Source organism: Paludisphaera mucosa, from assembly GCF_029589435.1.
GTDB classification, from domain to species: domain Bacteria; phylum Planctomycetota; class Planctomycetia; order Isosphaerales; family Isosphaeraceae; genus Paludisphaera; species Paludisphaera mucosa.
Window position 1 is genome coordinate 2,278,479 of record NZ_JARRAG010000001.1, and the last position, 23,050, is coordinate 2,301,528.

The following is a 23,050-nucleotide window of genomic DNA, read 5'->3' on the forward strand; positions in this document are numbered from 1 at the left end:
GGCGGTCATTCCTCGCTGCGTTCGCGGCGGACGACGACGCTGCGTCCCTTGATCCGGCTGCCGCGGAGGGCGTCGATGACGGAATCCGCCAGGTCTGAAGGGACCTCGACGAGCGAGAAGCGGTCGGCGATGTCGATGTCGCCGACCTGGCGGCCGGTGAGGCCGGCCTCGCCCGTGATCGCGCCCACGAGGTCCTGCGGCCGCACGCCGGCGGAGCGGCCGGCGCCGACGAACAGGCGGGTCATGTTGGCCCCCCGGTTCTCGCCGCCGCGGGGCCGTTCCCGGGAGCCGCGGGCCAGCGGCTTGCCGGGGCCGCCGCCGCGGGCGTCGCGGAAGGGCCGGTCGCGGTTCACCTCGACGTCGGGGATGTCCTCTTCCTGGTCGTCCGAGGCGACCGACTGGTGGAGCAGCTTGGCCGCGGCCATCGCCACCTCCATCAGGTCGAACTCGCCGGCCAGCGACTCGACGATGACGCGGTAGCGCTCCAGATCGCCGCCGACGACCGCCTCGCGGATCGAGGCCCGGGTCAGCTCCAGGCGACGCGCCCGCAGGTCGGCGACGGTGGGGATCTTCTCGATCGAGATCTTCTGGCCGGTAGCCTGCTCGATGATCCGCAGCTGGCGATGCTCGCGGGGCTCGGCCAGGGTGATGGCGATCCCCTCGCGGCCGGCGCGGCCGACGCGGCCGATCCGGTGGACGTACGACTCGGCCTCGACCGGGACGTCGAAGTTGATGACGTGCGAGAGCTGCTGGATGTCGAGCCCGCGGGCGGCGACGTCGGTGGCGATCAGCAGGTCGGCCGACTCGCTCCGGAACTTCTTCATGACCCGGTTGCGCTGCTCCTGGGTCATGCCGCCGTGCAGGCCCTCGACGCGGCAGCCGCGCGAGGCCAGCGTCTCCACCAGCTCGTCGACCTCGTTGCGGCGGCGGCAGAAGACGATGGCGGACGTGGGGTTCTCGATGTCGAGCACCCGGCCCAGCGTCGCCAGCTTGTGGCCGCGGGGGACGATGTACGCGGTCTGCTTGACCAGCGGCACGGTCCCGGCGGCCGACGGCTCGGCCTGGATCTGGATCTTCTGGGGGTCGACCTGGTGCTTGCGGGCGATGGCGGTGATCCGGGGCGGCAGCGTCGCCGAGAAGAGGACCGTCTGCCGCTCCTTCGGCGTCTCCGAGAGGATCGACTCGATGTCCTCGGCGAAGCCCATGTCGAGCATCTCGTCGGCCTCGTCCAGGACCACGATCCGGACGCCGTCGAGGCGGAGGGTCTTGCGCTTGATCAGGTCGAGCGCGCGGCCCGGGGTGGCGATGACGATGTCGGCCCCGCGCTCCAGGGCGCGGATCTGGGGGCCGTAGGCCTGGCCGCCGTAGACCGGCAGGACCGTCGCCCCGATCGGCCGGCCGTACTTGTGGACGGCCTCGGCCACCTGCATGGCCAGCTCGCGGGTCGGCACCAGCACGATGGCGAAGGGGCGGGCGCGCTTCTTGTCCTCGAGCGAGAGCCGGTGGAGCATCGGCAGCGCGAACGCGGCCGTCTTGCCCGTGCCCGTCGCGGCCTGGCCGATGAGGTCCTTGCCCGTGAGCAGGACCGGGATCGCCTCGCGCTGGATCGGCGACGGCTCCTCGTAGCCGAGGTCGTTCAACGCCTCCAGCAGGCGGGTGTCCAGACCCAACGACGTAAACCCAGGCGCAGCCACTTTCTTCGTGCCCTTCTCGGCCATCCGCGAAACCTTCCCTTCCTCGCCCCCGCGTCGCCCTTCGAAACAAACCAAGAGGATAACAAATTCTCAATCCATCGTCCATCGCGAAGGGCCCGGGAATCGACGCGTCGACCCGGGCCCCTCGCGGTCGGGCGTCAGACGTCGCAGAGCGTCACGGCCTGCTTCAGGCCTTCGAGCGGGTCGCGGGTGGGGATGAACTCGTGGCCGACCCAGCCGTCGTAGCCGATGTCCAGCAGGGCCTGCATGAGGGGCGGGAAGAAGATCTCCTGCTTCTCGTCCAGCTCCGCCCGGCCCGGGTTGCCGGCGGTGTGGATGTGGCCGACGAGCCCCTTGAGCTGGTGCAGCCGACGGATCAGGTCGCCGTCCATGATCTGGACGTGGTAGAAGTCGAACAGGAGCTTCAGGTGGGGCGAGCCGACCTTCTTGATGATGTCGATGCAGTAGTCGACGTGGTCGCCCTGGTAGCCGGGGTGGCCCTTCATCGGGTGGTCGTCGGCGCGGGTGTTGAGCATCTCCAGGCAGAGCGTCACGCCCTTGTCGCCGGCGTAGTCGACGACCTTCTTGAAGCCCTCGACGCAGTTGGCGGCGCCCTGCTCCGGCGAGATCCCCTCGGCGTAGCCGGTGAAGCAGATGACCTTCTTGTAGCCGTACTCGGCGCAGTCGTCGATCGACTTCTTCGTGGCCGCGATCACGCGGTCCCAGTTCGCGGGGTTGTTGAAGCCCTTCGTGAACGGCGGGTCGGGGCTGATGTCGATCTGGGCGATGGCGTTGGTGAGGCCCGCCGCCTTGAGCTTGGGGTACATCGTCGGCGGCGCCAGCTCGACGCTGGTGCAGCCCAGGTCCTTGGCCATCTGGATGAACGCGTCGTCGTCCTTCCAGTAGGGCTCGTAGCACCAGTGGACGAGCGACTGCTTGATCCGGCCGTTCTTGATCAGGGGCATGGTCGTGGCCTTCGCGGTTCGGGTCGCGCCCGCGAGGCCCAGCGCGGCCGCGCCGGCGACCTTCAGGAGGTCGCGCCGGCTGGTCCCGTCGGGCGTGTCGTCGCGGGGGCTGTCGGGGATGTCCATGGGGGAGGGTTCCTTCCGCGTCTCGCCCCCCGGCGGCGGAGCCGGCGCCGTGGGCGAACATCGTCACGATACGGCAGCGGGCGGCCGTATGCGAGGAGCGACCGCGGCGGAAACGCGGGAATCGACGCGGCCCGCGAGGGCCCGATCGTCCCACGGCTTTCGGCCCGCCGGGGCGTTGCCCGGCCCCCGGCGCTGCGTTAGAGTAACCCCGGTCATCCACCTTCCCGAACGGCCTGGGTCGGGCCGCGAACACGAGGTCGAACCGATGCGAGGCGTCTGGACAACCCTGATCGCGGGAGCGTCGCTGCTCGCCGCCGCCGCCCCGGCGAAGGCCGCCGAGCCCGTCGGCCTGATCTTCGACACCGACATCTGCGGCGACGTCGACGACGTCCTCGCGCTGGGCATGATCCACGCGATGGAGTCGCGCGGCGACTGCAAGCTGCTCGCCGTGACGGTCAGCGTCGACAACGCCAAGGCCGCCCCGTTCGTCGACCTGGTGAACACGTACTACGGCCGCGGCGAGGTCCCCGTCGGCGTCGTCGGCGCGGGGGGCGCGAAGGAAGACGGCAAGTACCTGCCGATGGTCGACGCGCACGACGACGGCAAGCCCCGCTACCCCCACGACCTCTCCACCGCCCCGCCCGCGACGGCCGTCCTCCGCAAGGTCCTGGCGGCCCGGCCCGACAGCTCGGTGGTCATCGCGCAGGTCGGCTTCTCGACCAACCTGGCGCGGCTGCTCGAGACGCCCGGCGACGAATTCTCGCCGCTCACCGGAGTCGAGCTGGTGAAGGCCAAGGTGAAGTTCCTCTCGCTCATGGCCGGCTCGTTCAAGCCCATCGACGGCAACGCCCGCTACATCGAGTACAACGTCATCAAGGACGTCCCGAGCTGTGCGAAGCTGGCCGCGGACTGGCCGACCGAGCTGGTCTTCAGCGGCTTCGAGATCGGCATCGCCCTCCCCTACCCCGCGACGAGTATCGAGCGCGACTACGGCTACGTGAAGCACCACCCGCTGGCCGAGGCGTACATCCTGTATAACCCGCCGCCCCACAACCGGCCGACGTGGGACCTGACCAGCGTCCTCTACGCCGTCCACCCCGACCGCGGCTACTTCGACGTCTCCCAGCCCGGCGACGTGACGATCGAGAAGGACGGCTTCTCGAAGTTCGCCCCCGAACCGAAGGGCCGCAGCCGCTACCTGATCCTCCGCGACCCCGCCCAGACGGCGCGCGTTTTGGAAGCCCTCGTCCAGCTCTCCAGCCAGCCGCCCGACGGGCGCGAAGGAGCCCGGCCGTGAGGACCCTCGCCCCGATGCGCCCCATCCTGGCCGCCCTCATCCTGGCCGTGGTCGCCGGCTGCAACGGCGAGCCCGCCGGGGCCCCGGGCGCCGCGCCCTCGCCCGCCCCCGCGGCCCCGGGCAAGCCCCGGATCGCCCTGGTCATGAAGTCGCTGGCCAACGAGTTCTTCGCGATCATGGCGAAGGGGGCCGAGGCGTACCAGAAGGAGCACGCCGACAAGTTCGACCTGATCGTCAACGGCATCAAGGACGAGCGCGACATCGCCCGCCAGGTGTCGCTGATGGACGAGATGATCGGCCAGAAGGTCGCCGCCATCGTGATCGCCCCGGCCGACTCCAAGGCCCTGGTCTCGGCCTGCCGCCGGGCGCAGGAGGCCGGGATCGTCGTCGTGAACATCGACAACAAGCTGGAAGACGCCGTGCTCGCCGAGCAAGGGATCAAGGTCCCGTTCGTCGGCCCCGACAACCGCGCGGGGGCGAAGCTCGCGGGCGACTACCTGGCCGGCAAGCTCAAGGCGGGCGACCCGGTGGCGATCGTCGAGGGGCTCAAGACGGCCTTCAACGGCCAGCAGCGGCTGCTCGGCTTCCAGGAGTCGGCGAAGGCCGCGAACCTCAAGATCGTCGACTCCCAGAGCGCCCAGTGGGAGATCGCCCCGGCGAACCGGGTGGCGTCGGCCATGCTCAGCGAGCATCCCGAGATCAAGGCCCTGATGTGCTGCAACGACAGCATGGCCCTGGGCGCCCTGGCGGCGGCCAAGGCGGCCGGGCGATCGGGCGACGTCCTCATCATCGGCTACGACGGCATCTCGGCCGTGCGGACGGCGATCGACGACGGCGCGATCCTGGCGACCGTGGATCAACACGCCGACCGGCTCGCGGTCTTCGGCCTCGAATACGCGCTCGACCTGATCGTCGGGAAGGGGACGCCCGCCGACCGCACGACGCCCGTCGACCTGGTGGTCAAGAAGTGACGTGACCGACCCGCTGCTGACGATCCGAGGCCTGAGCAAGAGCTACGCCGCGCCCGTGCTCCGCGAGGTCGACCTCGACCTCTTCCCGGGCGAGGTCCTGGCCCTGATGGGCGCGAACGGGGCCGGCAAGAGCACCCTGGCGCGGATCGTCGCCGGCCTTGGCGGGCCCGACGCCGGCGCGATGACGCTCGACGGGGTCGCCTACCGCCCGGCCGCCAAGCACCGGGCCGAGGCGCTCGGCGTCCAGATCGTCCAGCAGGAGCTGACGCTCCTCCCCACCCTGACCGTCGCCGAGAACCTCTTTCTCGACCGCCTGCCGACGCGGTTCGGGCTCGTCCGCTTCCGGACCCTCCGTCGCGACGCGGTGCGGGCGTTGGCCCGGATCGGCCTGGAGTCGATCGACCCCGAGACGCCGACGTCGCGGCTGGGTGTGGGCGAGCAGCAGCTCGTCGAGATCGCCCGCAGCCTCGAACGCACCTGCCGCGTCCTGATCCTCGACGAGCCGACGGCCGCTCTGACATCGCCCCAGGTCGGCCGCCTCTTCGCCAACATCGCCCGGCTCAAGGAACAGGGCGCGGCGATCGTCTACATCAGCCATCGCCTCGACGAGGTCCGCCGCATCGCCGACCGGATCAGCGTCCTCCGCGACGGCCGGCTCGTCGCGACCCGACCGGCCGCGGAGCTGAGCCTGGACGAGGCCGTCCGCCTGATGGTCGGGACCAACCCGTCGAGCGAGCAGTTCCGCCACGCCCGCACGCCGGGCGCGGTCGTGTTGAAGGTCCGCAACCTGTCGCGGGGCGACCGGGTCCGCGACGTGAGCTTCGAGGTCCGCGGCGGCGAGGTGCTGGGCGTCTCGGGCCTCGTCGGCTCGGGTCGGACCGAACTCCTCCGCGCCGTCTTCGGGGCCGACGCGGCCGACTCGGGCGACGTCGCCGTCGCCGGCTCGCCTCCCACGCGGTTCCGATCGCCGCGCGAAGCCGTGAAGGCCGGCGTGGGGATGGTCCCCGAGGATCGCAAGACCGAGGGGCTCTTGCTCCCCCGCTCGATCCGGATGAACATGACGCTCGGACGCATGGCGCCCTATCGCGACTCCCTGGGGTTCCTGCGGCCCCGTCGCGAGCGGGGCGACGCGGTCGAGATGGCGCGCCGGGTCCAGATTGCGTACGACTCGCCCGAGCAGCCCGTCGAGCAACTGAGCGGCGGCAACCAGCAGAAGGTGGTCGTCGGCCGCTGGCTCCTCCGCGAGCCTCGCGTGATGCTGTTCGACGAGCCCACGCGGGGGATCGACGTCGCCGCCAAGTTCGCGATCTATCGCCTGATCGACGAGACCGCCGCGCGGGGGGCGGGCGTCGTCGTGGTGTCGAGCGAGGTCGAGGAACTCATGCTGATCTGCGACCGGATCGCCGTGATCTCCGCCGGCCGGCTCGTCGCGACCTTCGCGCGCGGCGGATGGAGCGAGGAGAAGCTCCTCGCCGCGGCCTTCCAGGGATACACCAACCGAGCGGAAATGGGCGGCTGACATGAACGACGCGACGAACGAGGCCGCGAGGGGGGCGTCGCCGGCCGGCATCGGGGGCTGGCGAGGCGCGGGGGACGTCCTGGGCATGCTCGTCGTGCTCGCCGCGCTGGCCGGGCTGTTCGGGATGTTCAGCGGCCACTTCTGGTCGGCCCAGACGGTCAAGACGATCGTCAATCAGTCGGCCGACCTGACCGCCGTGGCCGTCGGCATGACGCTGGTGCTGGTGATCGGCGGGATCGATTTGTCGGTCGGCTCGGTCATGGCCCTGTGCGCGGCCGTGCTCGGCCTCGCCACGGTCGACTGGAACCTCCCGTTCCCCGTCGCGGTGGCCGCCTGTCTCGCCGCGGGCGCGGCCTGCGGGCTGGTCAACGGATTCATCACCGTGCACTGGTCGATCCCGTCGTTCATCGTGACGCTGGGCATGCTCGAATCGGCGCGGGGGGCGACGTACCTGATCACACGCTCGGAGACCAAATACGTCGGCCCGCGGATCGAGTGGCTGGCGCGGCCGATCCCCGGCCTGGGGGCGTCGACGAGCTTCCTGATCGCCCTGGGCCTGGTCGCCGCGGGCCACGTCCTCCTGACGCGAACGGTGCTCGGCCGCTACATGGTGGCGATCGGCACGAACGAGGAGGCGGTGCGGCTCTCGGGCGTCGACCCGCGGCCGACGAAGATGCTCACGTTCGTGCTCTCGGGCCTGTGCGCGGGGATCGCGGCGGTCTTCCAGGTCTCGCGCGTGTCGTCGGCCGACCCCAACGGCGGCGTCGGCCTGGAGCTTGGGGCGATCGCGGCGGTGGTGATCGGCGGCACGAGCCTAATGGGCGGCCGCGGCTCGGTGCTGCGGAGCTTCCTCGGCGTCCTCATCATCGCCGTTTTGCAGACGGGGCTCGACCACGTCGGCGCGAGCGAGCCGGCCAAACGGCTGATCAGCGGGGCCGTGATCGTGCTCGCGGTCGTCGCCGACGTCCACCGCCGCAGCTGGGGCGGGACGATCCGGCGGGCGGTGGGCCGATTCAGGACGAAGCCTCGCCCTCCGGCCTGACGTGCAACGACGGCCGGTCCCACCGCGTCGTCGCATAGACCGCGAGCGCCGCGGCGAGGAACGCGACCCCCACGCCGCACGCGCCCGCCCAGCCGTATCGGGGCCAGGCCGCGGCCCCCGCCGCCGACCCGGCCGCCCCGCCGAAGAAGAACGAGACCATGTAAACCGTGTTCAGCCTGCTCCGCGCCTCGGGGATCAGGCCGTAGATCCGCGTCTGGTTCGAGATGTGGTTGCACTGGGCCCCGACGTCCAGCAGCAAGACGCCGACGACCAGGCCCGTCAGCGAGCGGCCGAAGGCGGCCAGCACGGCGTAAGCGGCGAGCATGAGCGCGAGCCCCAGGCCGATCGACAGCCGCGGGCCGCGACGGTCGGCGAACGTCCCCACCAGGGGCGCGGCGGCCGCGCCGGCGGCCCCGACGAGCCCGAACAGGCCGACGACGTCGCTGCCGTAATGCAGCGGCGGCGTCGCCAGGTGGAACGCCAGGACCGTCCAGAAGACGCTGAACGACGCGAACGCCAGGCCCCCGAACAGGGCCGAACTCCGCAGCGCCGGCAGGTCGCGCACCAGGCCGGCGATCGACCGCATCAGCGCCCCGTACGTCGTCCCCACGAGCGTCGGCGTCGACCGCGGCAGGGCCCGCGCCATGACGGCCATCAGCACGACCATCAGTCCGGCCGCCAGCCAGTAGACGGCCCGCCAGCCCAGGTGCGATCCCAGGAACCCGCTGGCCGTCCTCGCCAGCAGGATGCCGATCAGGAGCCCGCTCATCACCGTGCCGACGACCTTGCCGCGCTCCGACGGCTCGGCGATCGCCGCCGCGAACGGCACGAGGATCTGGGGCGTGACCGTGGCCGCCCCCAGCACCAGGCTGGCGACGGCCAGCCACGCGAAGCTCGGCGACAGGGCCACCGCCGCCAGGGCCAGGGCCGTCGCGGCGAGCAGGACGACAATCAGCCGACGCCGCTCCAGCAGGTCGCCGAGGGGGGCGAGGAACAACATCCCCAGGGCGTAGCCGACCTGCGTCGCCGTCGCGACGATCCCCATCCGCGAGGCCGGCGCGGCGAAGTCGACCCCCATGCGTTCCAGCAACGGCTGGCTATAGTAGAGGTTGGCGACCGACAGCCCGCTGCCGACCGCCATGATCCAGACCGTCCGTCGCGTGATCATAGACTCGGCAGGCTTCCCGTCGTGATGGAGCCGGCCCGGCGTCGCCGAGGAGCGGCGGCGCGAGCGAGCCTCGTGGGTCACGGGGCCATTGTAAGGAACGGGTCAACCGACTGCCTGGAGGAACCCACGCCGATGCTCCTCATGAAACGCCTGTCTCCCGTTCTGGCCGTCCTCCTCACGCTTTCCCCGTCGGCCGCACCGGCCCAGCAGGCCACGCAGCCCAGGGACCCGGCGGCGGGAATCCGGTTCCTCGACCTGGCCGACCAGGCCTCGCGTCAGCTCGTCGTCGATCGCGAGCAGGGGCAGTACCTTGGCCACCCGACGACGGTCCTGCTGGAGGACGGCAAGACGATCGTGACCGTCTACCCCAAGGGACACGGCAAGGGGCCGATCGTGCTGAAGCGGAGTGAGGACGGCGGCCTGACCTGGTCGGAGCGGATGCCGACCCCCGAGAACTGGACGACGTCGCAGGAGACCCCCACGATCCACCGCGTGATCGACGCGGCCGGCAAGAAGCGGCTGATCGTCTTCTCGGGCATGACGCCGATCCGGCTCTCGGTCAGCGAGGACGACGGCCGCACCTGGTCGCCCCTCAAGAAGATCGGCGACTTCGGAGGCGTCGTCGCCATGGCCAGCGTCGAGCGGCTGAAGGACGGCCGCTACATGGCGCTCTATCACGGCGACGGCACGAACTCGCGCGAGGGGGGCAAGAAGCCGACGGCGTTCCGCGTCTACAAGACCCTCTCCGCAGACGGCGGCCTGACCTGGGGCGAACCGATCGTCATCGCCGAGGACCCCAAACTCCATTTCTGCGAGCCCGGCCTGATCCGCTCGCCCGACGGCCGGCAGATCGCCGTCTTCCTCCGCGAGAACAGCCGCGCGAAGAACTCCCACCTCATCACGTCGGACGACGAGGGCGAGACCTGGACGAAGCCGCGCGAGCTGCCCCTGGCGCTCACCGGCGACCGCCACACGGGCAAGTACGCCCCCGACGGCCGCCTCTTCGTCTCCTTCCGCGACACCGCCAAGGGGAGCCCGACCTGGGGCGACTGGGTCGCCTGGGTCGGGACCTACGACGACGTCGTCCACGGCCGCGACGGCCAGTACAAGGTCCGCCTGATGGACAACCGCCACCAGGCCGACTGCGCATACCCCGGCGTCGAGGTCCTCCCCGACGGCACGTTGGTCGCGACGACCTACGGCCACTGGACCGAGGGAGAGAAGCCCTACATCGTCTCCGTCCGACTCAGGCTCGCCGAGCTGGACGCGATGGCGAGGTCGAATCCCTGAGCATGGGGCCGAACCCATCGTGTGAAAACGCGATTTTTCGCGTATTTCTCGGCGGATTTCTGTACCATTTCCGAGGAACTCGATCTCTCGCGATCCCGGACCGTCTCCCCGCACCGGCGCGAATCGGGAGGTCGTTCGGCCCGTCAACGAGCCTCGCCCGATACGGCGGGGCCATGCCGCGGAGGTCGCGATGTCCGGGCTCACGCGTCGACGCTTCTGGCCCGCCTCGGCGTTTCTGCTCGCCCAGGCCCCCAACGTCCGGAAGAAGGCCCGCAAGATCCCGCGGAAGGCCGCCGGACCGCAGGCCGCGATCCGGCCCGACGAGCCCTTCGACTACCGGCCCATGGCCATGGACCCGGCCAAGTGGGACGCGAAGGGGGTCGGCACCTGGATGGTGCCCTGGTTCGGCCGCCGCGTCGTCCTGCTGACGAATTCGCCGCGGTTCGACCCGGCGGTGATCGCCCGGTTCGTGGGTCGACTGGACGCGGGATGGGAGCTGTACGCGGACCTCGTGGGCCAGGTCCCGCGCCTGCACCACCACCTGGAGGGCCGGGGGACGATCGCCGCCGTGCCGGGCGACCTCACCTGCGGCGGCGGCTGCGGCTACCTGGGCTCCACCGGCATCGAGGTGCAGTACTTCTACTCGGACGACTACCCGCTGGCCGTCGACCAGCCCAAGGTGTTCAAGAATTACTACTTTTATGAGATGGGCCGGAACTACTTCCTCTTCTCCGGCCAGCACTCCCAGTTCGCGACGGGCTTCGCCGTCTTCATGCGGCACGTCTGCATGGAGCTGCTGAAGCTGGACGAGGCTCCCGGCGACGCGGGGGCGGAGGCCTGGATTCGCACGCTCGAGGGCCAGATCGGCTCGACCGACCTGACCTTCCTCAGGGCGTTCACGATGCAGGGCGGCCTGTCCGAGAAGGAGCTTCGGCACGAGAAGCTGAAGGCCAATCAGACCGACATCTACGCCTCGGCCATGATGAAGCTGAGGCGCGAGGTCGGGGGCGACGGCTGGCTCCGCCGCTTCTATCAGGCGCTCGCCGGCTGCCCCGAAATCAAGCCCGACACGCCCGAGGGGGCCCTGAAGCAAGGGCTCATCTGGTACGTCGCGGCGTCGACCGCGGCGCGGAGAGACCTGGGCATGCTGTTCGTCGACCGCTGGCGGCTCCCCCTCGAGCCCGAGACGCGCGCGGCTCTCGCCGACGTCGACTGGGGCTCGGTCCACCCGGCGTTCGTGCTCGCCAACATCCCGGTGGGCTTTCGATTCTGAGCCGGCGACGAGGCCCGGCTCCCGGCGACGCCCGTGCGCGTCGCCGGCGCGGCCGGCCTTCGGCGGCGGCGTTCAGATCAGGCTGCGGAGCTTGGCGGCGTAGCGGGGCATGGCGGACAGGACGTCCTCCTTGGCCTCGTACTCGATGACGACGTAGCCGGCGTAGAGCGAGGCGCGGAGGATGTCGACGATCTTGCCGAGGTCGGCCTCCTCGGTCTTGCCGCCGGCGCGGTGGATCTCGGTCTTCACCTGGACATTGACCGCGTACGGGGCGAGCTGCGCGATGTCGGCGTAGGGGTCCTCGCCCTTGAAGTTGGCCGTGTCGAGGTTGATCCCGAAGCTCGGGTGGTCGATGGCGGCGACGAACTTCAGGAGCTGTTCGGGCGTGGCCGTGATGCCGCCGTGGTTCTCGAGCGCCAGGACGATCCCCTTGGACGCGGCGTAGGGGAGCACCTCGTTGAAGCACTCGACGACCCAGCCGAACGCGGCCTCCTCGGCCGCGTCCTTGGGGACGTTGCCGGCGAAGAACCGGATCACCGGCGCGCCGATGAACGCGGCGCGGTCGATCCACTTCTTCGCGAGCCCGAGCTGCTCGTCGCGCTTCTCGCCCGAGGGGACGCAGAAATTGTTTCCGATGGCGGTGCCCGAGACGTCCAGGCCTTCGAGGAAGGCGTGCCGCTTGAAGCGGGCGAAGTAGGCCTCGTCGGCGTCGGCGGGGAAGTAGTACGAGGTGGGCTCGACGGCGTCGAAGCCCAGGTGCCCCGCCAGGTCCACGAATCCGAACATGTCCATCTGCGGCGGCTTGGCCGTCAGCAGCTGGCGGTACGAGTAGGCGGCGACGCTGAGCTTGAGGTGGCTCGGCCGCTTGCGGACGATCGGGGGGATCGCCAGGGCCGTCGAGGGCCGCAGCAGCGCGGGGGCGGCCGCCGCGGCGAGCAGCGAGCTGCGCAAAAATCCACGTCGATGAGCGTTCATGGCTTTCGGGCCTCCAGTCGGCGGGCCGGCGGAAACGCGGTCGACCGGGACGCGGCCTTCGCCGCGCCGGCCCTTATCCACGAATCTAGCGGCCCGGCCGCCGCCCCGCCACGACCCACCGGGATTGCCGGCGTCGCCTCGATCAGGAGTCGAGGTCGGAGAGCAGCTCGTTCACCTCGCGGTTGAGGAAGCGGACCTCCTCGGCGGGCGCCGGTGCGGCGTCGCGGTCCGCCTCGTCGTGGATCAGCTCGCCCCAATCCTCGCCGTCGTCCTCGCGGGGGGCCTTGCGCTCGGAGGGGTCGGCCGTCTTCCGGGCCCGCATGTAGAGCTTGATGGGCACGTCGCGGAAGGGCAGCTTCTCGCGGAAGACGTTGAGCAGGTAGCGGAGATACGTCGCGTCGAACAGCCGGGGGCTGTTGACGAACAGGACGACGGTCGGCGGGGCCGAGCCGACCTGGGTCGCGTAGTAGATCTTGGGGGCCCGGTTGTCGCGCATCGACGGGGGATGGGCCTCGACGGCCTCGCGGAGCACGCGGTTGAGAGTCCCGGTGCCGACCCGGCGGTTGGCCTGCTTGAAGAGCGCCTGCGAGAGGTTCAGCAGCGCCTTCACGTTCTTGCCGGTCTTGGCGGTGATGAACGCCATCGGCATGTAGCTCATGTTGCGGAAGGCGTGCTGGACGACGTGCGCGAACCGGGTCATGCCCGCGCGGCCCTCGTTCTGGGCGTCCTCGTCGGCGAGCATCAGGTCCCATTTATTGATGACGAAGATGCAGGGCTTGTATTCCTTGGCGATGTAGTCGGCCAGCTGCTTGTCGAGCCGGGTGACCCCCTGGGTCGGGTCGAGGAACAGGTAGACGACGTCGGCCCGGCGCATCGACCGCTCGGCGCGGTGGATCGAGTAGAAGTCCAGGTCGTCCTTGATCTTCGCCTTCCGCTTCACGCCCGCGGTGTCGATCGCCATGAACGGCAGGCCGTCCAGCTCGAAGTGGACGTCGACCGAGTCGCGGGTGGTGCCGGGGCGTTCCGAGACGATCATCCGCTCGGCCTGGGCCAGGGTGTTGATGAAGGTCGACTTGCCGGTGTTGGGGCGGCCGACCACGGCGATCTTCATCACGGCGTCGGCCGGCTTCTCGGATTGCTCCCAGGGGAGCAGCTTCTCGATCAGGCGGATGAGCTGGAGCTTGTTGCGGTTCTGGTGGGTCGAGACGGCGATCGGCTTGCCGCGGCCGAGCTTGTAGAACTCGCCGCCGCGGTCGTCGAACATCGGGTCGTCGGCCTTGTTCATGACCAGGATCACCGGCGTCTTCAGGTAGCGCAGGCGCTGGGCGACCAGCTCGTCGAGCGGCATCAGCTCCTCGCGGATGTCGACGACGAAGAGGATCAGGTCGGCCTCGTTCATGGCCGTGTCGATCTGGCGCTCGACGTCCTGGTCGAGGTCGTCGCGGTCGACGATGCCGACGCCGCCGGTGTCCATCAGCTCGAAGAACCGGGGGTCGTCGTCGTCGCCGGTCTGCACGAGCGCGCCGACGCGGTCGCGGGTGACGCCGGCCACGTCGTCGACGATGGCGATCCGGCGGCCCGCGAGCCAGTTGAAGAGGGACGACTTGCCGACGTTGGGCCGGCCCACGATGACGACTTTGGGCAGAGCCATAGCACGAAACTCCCCGCGAGGACCACGAAGCGAAGACGGCCCGACGTGCGTTGTTGCGGGGAGACCGACGAAGGAAGGCCGAGGCGAGGAAAGTTCCGCCCCCGGATGCGCGCACCGTCCGTTTTCACCCGATATTGCCGCGACACGAACCCATACTGGAATTGACCGCATTATACGATAGGTTGCGCCCTTTTCGCAAATCCGCGCCCCGCCGCCGACCCGGGAGCCCGCCTGAATCCGCATGAGCCCGCCCATGCAGAAGCCGCGACTTACGGTCCTCGACGTCGTCGCCCTGGTGATCGGCGCGGCGGTGGCGCTGATGCACCTTAGGCCCGTCGTGGAGCCCGGGTTCTCGGCGGCCGGCCTGTTCGTGGGGCTGCCGGTCTTCCTCTGGCTGGCCGCCACCGCGTCCGGGCCGTGCCTCGCCGTCGCCCGCCGGTTCGGCCCCCGAAAGCCCCTCGGCTCGCGGCTCGGCGAGGGGCTCTGGACCATCCTGGGGACGCCCTGGCTCCTGAGCGCGGCCGCTCGATCGATGCGGGGCGGGAGCGAGGGGGCCGGGAAGGTCGACTCCTGGATCCTGACCGTCGGCCTGGCGATGGCCTCATGCTGGGCCGCGGCCTCGGTCTACCACCACTGGATCGAAGCCTCGCCAGAGGACGCGGCGCAGGTGGCCGGGGGCTCGTGGTCGAATCGCGTCGGCATGATCCTGGCGATCGCCTGGCCGATCCAGGGGGGCCTGGCCCTCATCGCGCTTTCCTGACGACGCTCAGCCGCCGGCCGCGACGTCCAGGTCGAGGTCCGGGAGGAACGCCGGGCCGCGGGGCCGCCGAATCCCCTCGCAACGGCCGGCCATGAGCGCGGCGGCCAGCTCGTAGAACCGCGCCAGGTGCTCGCCCCCCCGGCGAAGGCCCACGTCGGGCTCGATGCGGCCCTGGACCGGATAGGTCCAGTCGACCTGCTGGGCGCGGAGGAGGCATCGGAGCATCTCGGCGACGTTCTCGCGCTCGGGCCCGTTCAGGCCGCGGCGGCGCTCGATCGCGAAGGTCATCAGGTCGGTCGCGGCGCGACAGCGGTCGAACAGGTCCGAGCCGCCGGGCCGCGCCGCGAGGACGCCGCCAACGCTCACGCCGGGACGCCCCAGGGGCCCGGTGGGGTTGCGGGACAGGTAGCGGTCGAGCGACGAGACGCGCGCCGATTCGGCCCCGGCCAGGAGTTCCAGCAGCCGGCCCAGCCACGCGTCGCCGCCGCCCCGGGGCCAGGCCCTCGCCAGGTCGTGAGCCGAGATCGCCGCGACGGCGATCGGCTCGGCGGGGGCCTCGGCGCCGGGCGGGAGGGCCTCCGCCTGCTCGACCCAGCGGTCGAAGAAGTGCCGGGCGTGGTCGAACGCCGCGCGGGGGGCGTGATCGGGATCGGCGTAGCGGGGGTCCTGGCCGTAGCCCGAGTGGGGGTCGAGCGCCTGGGCGGCGGGCTGCGGCGAGACGGCGAAGGCGGCCACGCCGCTGGGCGTGACCATCGGCGCGAGCGTCCTGCCGGGCGGCAGGATCGTCCCGCGCAGGAAGACGTCGGCGGCGACGCCGAAGGACCGCAGGCCCTGCTCGGCCATCGCCGACTCCAGGCCCGGCGGATAACCCAGGAAGGGGAGCCAGACGCCCGACGGCCGGGCCTCGAAGCGCCGGGCGTGGTCGCGGGCGGCGAGCCCGACCTGCGCCCGCGCCACGATCGGGTCGGACGCGAGGCTGGGGAGCCAGGTGTGGGTGGCGGTGGTCGGGATGACGTCGATCGCGCCCGAGGCGTTCCACCGTCGCAGCAGGTCGAGCGCGTCGCCGCCCCGCGCCGCGGCGAAGAACCGCAGCAGCCCGCGGTCGGCCCGCCCCTGCTGCACCCGACGTTCCAGCTCCCTCCGCATGAGGGTCCGGGCGGTCGGGTCGGCGGCCAGGGCGGTCCAGCTCGGGCTGACCGCCAGGGTGATCGAGGCGTCGCCGGCGCGTTCGGCGAAGCCGTCGAGGGCGCGCAGCAAGGGCCAGTCGACCTCGACGCCCGCCGCGGCCCAGTCCGGCCCCGCGTCCCGGCCCGGGGCGGGGAGCGGGTGGTGGAATTCCAGGACCAGGGCCAGGCAGGGCATGACGACTTCCAGGGCTCGGGGTGCGTGGGAGAGGTCGGGGCCGATCAGACGCCGGGGCGGCGGGGCGCCACGCGGAGCCGCCGCGGGGGCGTCGCCGGGGCCGATCCCTCGCGGGGGAGGTGGCAGATCCGGGAGTGGGTCACGGGATGGAAGTAGCCCCATCGCGAGCGGACGCCCAGGCACGCGGCCAGCGAACGGCCGTCGAACGGCAGGGCGATCGTCCGGTGGGTCTCGCCCAGGCCCAGGTCCACGTCCGAGGCGTTGTGGGCGTTCAGGCCGTCGAAGGCCACGTCGGTCACGTCGAACAGCCGGATCGTCAGCACGGCGCGTGCGGCCTCGGGCCCCAGCCACTCCAGCGCGACCCGCCAGTCGTCGGGCCGGAGCGTCCACGACGCCAGCGCCTCGCGGCTCGACACCGGGATGAGCGTCAGCCGCGACCGAAGCTCAGGGAACGCCAGGGCTTGCCGGGCCGGGGGCGGGGCCGACGCCGCCGGGCGGGCGTTCGGCTCGGGCGCGTTCCGCCTGCGATCGAGGATGCGGAGATAGATCCTCAGCCATTCCGCGGCCACGCCGTCGGCGTCGATCCGGCGGCCTTCCAGGGCCGAGGCCAGGCGTACGTCGACCTCTCGACGCTCGCGATCGAACAGTGCGTCCAGGATGTCCCGACCGAACGCCTCGGCGTCTCGGCCTCGCAGGCGGACGACGGGCGCGCCGACCAGCCAGGCGGCGCGGGCGAACGGGTCGTCGACCAGGTCGTCCGTCGCCGTCGCGACGACCGACGCCTGCGAGACGGCCCCGTTCCAGCGGCCCGCCGTCGGGACGCTCGTCTCGCCCCATCGGGCCGAGAGCAGCCCTTCGGCCTTCAAGACCCGCCGCAGCCGATCGCAGCGGGCGGCCGTCCCGAAAACCGCAGCGACCAGGCCCGGCGCCTTCTCGCGCGCGGACTTGAGACCGGCGACGACGGCCCGGGGCGAGAAGCGGGCGCCGGCGTGCAGGGTCAGGACGACGCACGGGCCCTCGGCCGCGTCCCGTCGCGGACCTTCGCGATCGCTCCAGTGGGACAGCCCGGCTTGCGAGGGGATCGTGAAGATCGGCTCCTCGCCATCACGGCCGAGACCGAAGCCGGCGCGGAGCCGCTCGGCACCCCAGGGATGGTCGCAGATCCAGGCGTCGGGGGCCTGTCGGGGCCCGAAGCCGGGATCCTCGGCCTCCTCGTCCTCGGCCCGGTCCGAGGCCACGACGACCGTCGGCCCGCCGCTTCGCGCGGCCAGCTCGCCGGCGGCCGGCCGGGACTTCCAGTCCATGGCGTGGACGACGTCGAAGTCGAAGCCCAGGCCCGACGTGCTCGCCACCCGGACCGTCCCCACGCCGAACGCGACCGCCTCGTCGCGCGGGCCGCCGCCGATCTGGTGCGGGCAGCGCACTTCCAGCCAGCCGGGATGGGCCTCGCGCTCGGGCTCGTCGGCGAACCAGCGCGTGAAGGCGACGACGTCGACGCCGAGCCGGCCGATCGCGTCGATCGTCTCGCGATCCAGGTCCCAACCCAGCAGAGCGATCCTCATCGACGGCTTTCCCCCTCGCGGCGCGACGCTCCCGATCCCGGGCGGCCCATCTCACAGCGAACTATAACACGCGAGAATCTGGCGAGCCTCCTCCCGTCGGGCGATCTTTCCCGAGGACGTCGACCCTGCGGATTGCGCCGATCGCGACGACCGCCGTGCGGATATGGTTTTGCCCCGAACCCGTGAATCGCGTTTTCATTCGTCGATCCGGGCGCATCGTAAATGATATGGCATTCCCTTCTCCCATCGGGAGAAGGTGCCGCGCAGTGGCGGATGAGGGTCGTGGGAGTTCGGAGGGGGGCGTCGAAATATGCGAGCGATACAGTTCTCGAAAACCCCCAACCCTCATCCGGCCCCTCGGGCCACCTTCTCCCGGCGGGAAAGGAGAAGGCCCCGGCCGCCATGTTCGAGAGGTCGAAAACGAATTTTTTTTCGACGAGCGAAGCCAAAATAAAAAGACGCAAGACCCTCAAGCAGAAGGCCTTGCGTCCATAATCGATTTCGCACGCGGGGCGAAGGAAGCCAATTCGAAGCCGATCCCGGAGGAAGCGCCTCAGCTCTGGGCGGCGTCGTCGTCCTTGGCGTTCTCGTCGGGCGGAGCCCAGTCGGCGGGGAGGCCGGCGTCGCGGCGGAGGCGGTTCATCCAGGACTCGTCCTGGTGGGCGGCCGCTTCCTCGCCGGCCAGGGCCCGGTAGCGCATCTCCTCGCCGTTGGGGGCGTAGAGCTGGGCGAAGTCGACCGGCTCGCGACGGTCGAGGGCGAGCACGTAATAGGAGGTCTTGGGCTCGTTGGGGGCGACGGCCGTCTCGCCGTCTCGCAGGCCGAAGTAGGCGTTGCGGAAGGCCTCGCCGGCGAACGGGACGTCGGGGATCGGGGTCTCGGCCTGGGCCACGTACTCGAACGGGTTGGCCCCGACGCCGCCCATCTGCTTGCGGGTGATGGGGGCGATCGCCAGGACGTTGTAGCCGTCGACCTGGTCCTCCTCGATCTTGCCCTTCTTGTCGGCCTTCAGCCTGGCCGCCAGCTCCTGGGCGGCCTTCTCGGCCAGCGGCCGGGCCTTGTCGAGCTTCCAGGCATGGACGACGTCGGCCTTCACCTCGTCGAGCGAGGGGATCCGGGGGGCCTCGTCCTTGATCTTGCGGGCGAGGTAGCGGGCGCCGGTGATGCCGGTCAGCTCGACCGGCTCGTAGAGGCCGACCTTGGGGTCGAAGAACTCGTCGACGAACTTGCGGCCGCCGCTGAAGCGGGCGGTGCCGACCTGGGAGTTGGCGATGAGGCCGTAGCGGGCGGCCTGCTCGCGCGACAGGAGCGGCGAGATCTCGTAGGCGAGGCCCTCCGCGGCGGCGATCGCCTTGAGGTCGACGTCCTTCGGGGCCTCGACCTTGGCGCCGGGCGCGGAGGCCTGCTCGTCGAGCATCGTCAGGTAGGCGTCGGCGAACGGGATCAGCTTCTCGTCGCGGATCTTGTTGAAGAGGTCGTTGATCTCGGCCTGGGCCTTCTCGTCGGCGAGCCGGCTGGCCAGCAGCTCGCGGACCTCGGCGAAGGGCTGGATCACGGCGGGGGTCAGGTCGGGGGCGTCGGCGAACAGGTCGTCGGGAAATTCCGAGGGGACCTTGAACTCGTTCTTATGGTTTTCGTAGAAAGCCTGGAGTTCGGCGGCGGGGAGCTTGTCGCGGAGGGCGCGGGCCTTGGCGTCGCCTTCGACGGTGGCGAACTCGACCTGCACCCGCCGCGGGACCTTGAAGCCGGGCGTCGCGAGCGCCGGGTCGGGCAGGACGTCCTTGTACTTGTCGTAGAGGGCCTGCACCTCGGCCTGGGACGGCTCGCCGACCTTGCCCAGGAAATTCTCGACGGGAATTTCGACCACCTTGTCGGCGACCCGTTCGCCCTGGCCGCGGTAGGCCTGGAAGGCGTCGTAGGGGGTCACCAGGGGCCGGCCCGGCAGGGTGCGGACCTTGGCGATCCGGACCTGGTTGGCGATGTCGGCGAGGAGGTCTTCCTGGCTGATCTCGTTGCTGAAGCGGCTGTAGAGGGACTCGAAGACCTCGCGGTTCATCCGCCCGCCGGTGGCCGCCAGCAGCCACTCGCGGCCGGCGGCGGCGTCGGCGGGCATCCCCAGGCGGTCGGCCTCCTTCTCGAGGATCAGGGCGTCGATCAGGTCGCGCTCCTTGAGCCCGCCGAAGGCGTCGCGGCTGAACGGGAAGAGGTTCAGGGCGTTGGCGACCAGGTTGGCGCGGGAACGCTGGCGGGCCATCTGGCCGAGGTCGCTGCGGTGGACGGTGCGGCCGAACAGCTTGGCCACCTCCACGTCGCGGGCGGCGTAGCTGGGGCTCAGCAGGCGGGGCAGGCTGTCGGCGAGGACGAAGGTGAACATCGCCAGGATGGCGAGGATGGCCAGCATCTTACGCTGGTGGCGGCGGAAGACCTCGAAAGGCATGGGATCCTCGGTGCTTGCTGAGAGGCTTCGGGAGGGCCTCCTCGGCGTCCCCCCCCTTGACAGACCCCGTTACCCTAGCTATGCCGCTAATGTGAAGGATGCGGAGTCGTGCTCGACGGCCCAGGAAGCCCCCATCGTAGCAAACTTGCCGCCCGGAGCAACCTCAAAGGGGTGCCGGGCGGATTCCGGCGGAACCCGGACGGATCGACGGATCTGACTTCTAGGAAAGACCATAGGATAACAACGTGCCTCCAAAGTCCTCTCCCAAGTCCGCGCCCAAGTCCGGCGACGCCGCCAAGCCCAAGGCGGCCAAGACCGCCACGCCCCGCGCCAAGACGGCGTCCGCCAAGGGGGCGGCCGGCAAGGGTTCGCGAACGAAAGCGGCCTCCGCTTCCGCCGGGACGCCGGGCACCGGCCCCTCGCTGGTGATCGTCGAGAGCCCCAAGAAGGCCAAGTCGATCAACAAGTTCCTGGGCTCCAGCTACATCGTGAAGGCGAGCATGGGCCACGTCCGCGACCTCCCCAAGCGCAAGCTGGGCCTGGACGTCGCCAACGGCTACGCCCCGTCGTACGAGGTCGTCCCGGCCAAGAAGGACACGATCGGCGACCTCAAGCGGGACGCCGCCCGGGCCGACGTCGTCTACCTGGCGACCGACCCCGACCGCGAGGGGGAGGCCATCGCCTGGCACCTCCAGCACGCCCTCGACCTGCCCGACGACCGGGTCCGCCGCGTGACGTTCCACGAGATCACCGAGCGGGCCGTGCGGGAGGCCTTCACGAAGGTCGGCCCGATCAACATGGACATGGTCAACGCCCAGCAGGCCCGGCGGTTCCTCGACCGCTTCGTGGGCTACCAGCTCAGCCCCCTGCTCTGGAAGAAGGTCGCCCGCAACCTGAGCGCCGGGCGGGTCCAGTCGGTGGCCACCCGGCTGATCGTCGACCGCGAGCGGGAGATCCGGGCGTTCGTCCAGGAGGAGTTCTGGAAGATCACCGCCACCGTCTCGCCGGCCGGCTCCGCCAAGGAGGACGAGCGGTTCGAGGCCCTGCTGACCGAGTACGAGGGCAAGAAGTTCGAGGCCAAGACCGAGGCCGACGCCCACAAGGTCCGCGACGTCCTGGCGTCCGCGCCCTACGTCGTCGCCAAGGTCGAGGAGGCCGAGAAGCTCGACCGGCCCGAGGCCCCGTTCAAGACGAGCACGCTCCAGCAGCAGGCGGCGATCCGCCTGCGGTCTTCGGGCAAGAAGACGATGCGGACCGCCCAGGAGCTGTACGAGGGCATCGACGTCGACGGCTCGGGCCCGACCGGCCTCATCACCTACATGCGGACCGACAGCCTGCGGGTCTCCGACGAGGCCGTGACCAGCGTCCGCGACCTCATCAAGGACCGCTACGGCGACCGCTACGTGCCGGCCAAGCCCAACCGCTACGCCGCCGGCAAGAACGCCCAGGAGGCCCACGAGGCCATCCGCCCGACCGACCTGGCGCTCTCGCCGGAGCGGGTCCGCGAGCGGCTCAGCCACGACCAGTTCCGGCTGTACCAGATGATCTACAACCGGTTCGTCGCCAGCCAGATGACGCCGGCCGTCTTCACGGTCACCGACGTCGTCATCCAGGCCGGGCCGGGCCTCTTCAAGGCCCAGGGCAAGATCCTCCGGTTCGACGGCCACCGCCGGGTCTGGGCCGCGTCCGGCAAGCAGGAGGACGCGCTGCTGCCGCCGATCAAGGTCGCCGACCCCCTGGACCTCCAGAACCTGGACGCCACCCAGCACTTCACCCAGCCGCCGCCGCGCTACAGCGAGGCGACCCTGATCAAGGCGCTCGAGAAGGAGAACATCGGCCGGCCCTCCACCTACGCCCCGATCATCCAGACGATCCAGGACCGCAAGTACGTCGAGCACAAGGACCGGCGGTTCTTCGCGACTGAGCTGGGCATGGTCGTGACCGACGTCCTGGTGAAGCACTTCCCCAAGATCCTGGACCTGAAGTTCACCGGCCACATGGAGGACGAGCTCGACGACATCGCGACCGCCAAGGAGGACATGATCAAGGTCCTCGACGAGTTCTACTACCCGTTCCAGGACGCCCTCAAGGCGGCCGAGACCCAGATGGAACGGGTGCAGATCGCGACCGACGAGATCTGCCACGTCTGCGGCGCGCCGATGGTCATGAAGTTCGGCCGCACGGGCGAGTTCCTGGGCTGCTCGAAGTACCCCGACTGCAAGGCGACCCGGCCGATCGGCGGCCAGCCCCGCGCCGAGGCCGTCGACAGCGGCCACGCCTGCCCCAAGTGCGCCAAGCCGCTCTTGATCCGCGAGAACAAGAAGGGCGAGAAGTTCCTCTCCTGCTCGGGCTACCCCGAGTGCAAGGAGTCGTTCGACATCGACGACCAGGGGAACCCCGTCCCCAAGCTCACCGAGACCGACCAGAAGTGCGAGAAGTGCGGCAAGCCGATGGCCCTGCGGAACGGCCGGCGCGGGCCCTTTTTGGGCTGCACCGGCTATCCCAAGTGCCGCAACATCGTGGCCGTCGACGCCGAGGGGAAGCCCCTGCCGACCGTCAAGATCGACATCAACTGCGAGAAGTGCGGCAAGCCGCTGGCCGTCCGCCAGGGCAAGCGCGGGGCCTTCCTGGGCTGCACCGGCTACCCCAAGTGCCGCAACGCGGTCCCCGTCCCCGACGAGCTGAAGGACGAGGTCGCCAAGCTGGCCCCGCCCCCGGCGGCCGCCAAGGGGCCCGACTTCAAGTCGCTCGAGATCGACGAGACCTGCGACGACTGCGGCGGCCCGATGACCCCGCGCAAGGGGCGGCGGGGCTACTTCCTGGGCTGCTCGAAGTACCCCAAGTGCAAGGGGACCAAGGAGCCGAGCGCCGAGACGCTGGAGAAGATCAACGCGGCCGTCGTCCAGGCCGAGTCGGCCGAGGCCGCGGCCGCGGCCGATTGACCGCGACGCCCCCCCA

Annotated in this window: 16 protein-coding genes; 8 read left to right on the top strand and 8 right to left on the bottom strand. The window is 70.6% G+C overall.

Translation table 11 applies throughout. From position 1 onward, the window contains the following. Nucleotides 1-5: 5 nt before the first annotated feature. Together PZE19_RS09130 and PZE19_RS09135 are read right to left on the bottom strand one after the other, a co-directional pair. The gene (locus tag PZE19_RS09130) at nucleotides 6-1,718 is read right to left on the bottom strand and encodes a DEAD/DEAH box helicase (RefSeq protein ID WP_438269964.1); all 1,713 of its coding nucleotides are present in this window, start codon (nucleotides 1,716-1,718) and stop codon (nucleotides 6-8) included. A 134-nt stretch (nucleotides 1,719-1,852) separates the two neighbouring features. After that, complete coding sequence (locus PZE19_RS09135) at nucleotides 1,853-2,785, bottom strand: TIM barrel protein (RefSeq protein ID WP_277860278.1); 933 nt, start codon at nucleotides 2,783-2,785, stop codon at nucleotides 1,853-1,855. Between the two features lie 265 nt (nucleotides 2,786-3,050). Between PZE19_RS09135 and PZE19_RS09140 the strand changes: the two genes are divergently transcribed. The 4 genes from PZE19_RS09140 to PZE19_RS09155 are packed head-to-tail and all read left to right on the top strand — an operon-like array spanning nucleotide 3,051 to nucleotide 7,614. Further along, nucleotides 3,051-4,082: a nucleoside hydrolase gene (locus PZE19_RS09140; protein ID WP_277860279.1), complete on the top strand. Its 1,032-nt coding sequence runs from the start codon at nucleotides 3,051-3,053 to the stop codon at nucleotides 4,080-4,082. Beyond that, on the top strand, nucleotides 4,079-5,053 hold the full coding sequence (locus tag PZE19_RS09145; RefSeq protein WP_277860280.1) for a sugar ABC transporter substrate-binding protein: 975 nt from the start codon (nucleotides 4,079-4,081) through the stop codon (nucleotides 5,051-5,053). Before PZE19_RS09140 ends, PZE19_RS09145 begins: the two co-directional genes overlap by 4 nt. A gap of 1 nt (nucleotide 5,054) precedes the next feature. After that, entirely contained in the window at nucleotides 5,055-6,572 is a 1,518-nt protein-coding gene (locus PZE19_RS09150; RefSeq protein ID WP_277860281.1) for a sugar ABC transporter ATP-binding protein, read from the top strand. A 1-nt stretch (nucleotide 6,573) separates the two neighbouring features. Continuing rightward, complete coding sequence (locus PZE19_RS09155; protein ID WP_277860282.1) at nucleotides 6,574-7,614, top strand: ABC transporter permease; 1,041 nt, start codon at nucleotides 6,574-6,576, stop codon at nucleotides 7,612-7,614. Here PZE19_RS09155 and PZE19_RS09160 read toward each other — a convergent pair. Continuing rightward, the gene (locus PZE19_RS09160; protein ID WP_277860283.1) at nucleotides 7,586-8,782 is read right to left on the bottom strand and encodes an MFS transporter; all 1,197 of its coding nucleotides are present in this window, start codon (nucleotides 8,780-8,782) and stop codon (nucleotides 7,586-7,588) included. The genes PZE19_RS09155 and PZE19_RS09160 overlap by 29 nt on opposite strands. Before the next feature lie 132 nt (nucleotides 8,783-8,914). Here PZE19_RS09160 and PZE19_RS09165 point away from each other — a divergent pair, with 132 nt between their 5' ends. Together PZE19_RS09165 and PZE19_RS09170 are read left to right on the top strand one after the other, a co-directional pair. Beyond that, nucleotides 8,915-10,072: a sialidase family protein gene (locus PZE19_RS09165; RefSeq protein WP_277860284.1), complete on the top strand. Its 1,158-nt coding sequence runs from the start codon at nucleotides 8,915-8,917 to the stop codon at nucleotides 10,070-10,072. A 190-nt stretch (nucleotides 10,073-10,262) separates the two neighbouring features. Further along, a complete protein-coding gene (locus PZE19_RS09170) occupies nucleotides 10,263-11,345 on the top strand; it encodes a hypothetical protein (protein ID WP_277860285.1) in 1,083 nt (360 codons plus the stop codon). Between the two features lie 72 nt (nucleotides 11,346-11,417). On the opposite strand, the gene PZE19_RS09175 is transcribed toward PZE19_RS09170, so the two are convergent. Both PZE19_RS09175 and der read right to left on the bottom strand, forming a co-directional pair. Further along, on the bottom strand, nucleotides 11,418-12,320 hold the full coding sequence (locus PZE19_RS09175) for a sugar phosphate isomerase/epimerase family protein (protein ID WP_277860286.1): 903 nt from the start codon (nucleotides 12,318-12,320) through the stop codon (nucleotides 11,418-11,420). Nucleotides 12,321-12,462: 142 nt separating this feature from the next. Continuing rightward, nucleotides 12,463-13,971: a ribosome biogenesis GTPase Der gene (gene der / locus PZE19_RS09180; protein ID WP_277860287.1), complete on the bottom strand. Its 1,509-nt coding sequence runs from the start codon at nucleotides 13,969-13,971 to the stop codon at nucleotides 12,463-12,465. Between the two features lie 253 nt (nucleotides 13,972-14,224). Between der and PZE19_RS09185 the strand changes: the two genes are divergently transcribed. Beyond that, complete coding sequence (locus tag PZE19_RS09185; protein WP_277860288.1) at nucleotides 14,225-14,731, top strand: hypothetical protein; 507 nt, start codon at nucleotides 14,225-14,227, stop codon at nucleotides 14,729-14,731. Between the two features lie 6 nt (nucleotides 14,732-14,737). Here the strand turns inward: PZE19_RS09185 and PZE19_RS09190 are convergent, their stop codons facing one another. The 3 genes from PZE19_RS09190 to PZE19_RS09200 all read right to left on the bottom strand — a co-directional run bounded on the left by PZE19_RS09190 (nucleotide 14,738) and on the right by PZE19_RS09200 (nucleotide 20,092). Further along, the gene (locus tag PZE19_RS09190) at nucleotides 14,738-16,093 is read right to left on the bottom strand and encodes a glycoside hydrolase family 57 protein (protein ID WP_277860289.1); all 1,356 of its coding nucleotides are present in this window, start codon (nucleotides 16,091-16,093) and stop codon (nucleotides 14,738-14,740) included. A 44-nt stretch (nucleotides 16,094-16,137) separates the two neighbouring features. Continuing rightward, on the bottom strand, nucleotides 16,138-17,655 hold the full coding sequence (locus PZE19_RS09195) for a DUF4912 domain-containing protein (protein ID WP_277860290.1): 1,518 nt from the start codon (nucleotides 17,653-17,655) through the stop codon (nucleotides 16,138-16,140). A gap of 553 nt (nucleotides 17,656-18,208) precedes the next feature. Continuing rightward, nucleotides 18,209-20,092 carry a SurA N-terminal domain-containing protein gene (locus PZE19_RS09200; RefSeq protein WP_277860291.1) on the bottom strand — a complete coding sequence of 628 codons (1,884 nt, stop codon included), beginning with the start codon at nucleotides 20,090-20,092 and terminating at the stop codon, nucleotides 18,209-18,211. Nucleotides 20,093-20,337: 245 nt separating this feature from the next. On the opposite strand from PZE19_RS09200, the gene topA reads away from it, so the two are divergent. After that, nucleotides 20,338-23,034: a type I DNA topoisomerase gene (topA, locus tag PZE19_RS09205; RefSeq protein ID WP_277860292.1), complete on the top strand. Its 2,697-nt coding sequence runs from the start codon at nucleotides 20,338-20,340 to the stop codon at nucleotides 23,032-23,034. The last annotated feature ends 16 nt before the right edge of the window (nucleotides 23,035-23,050 follow it).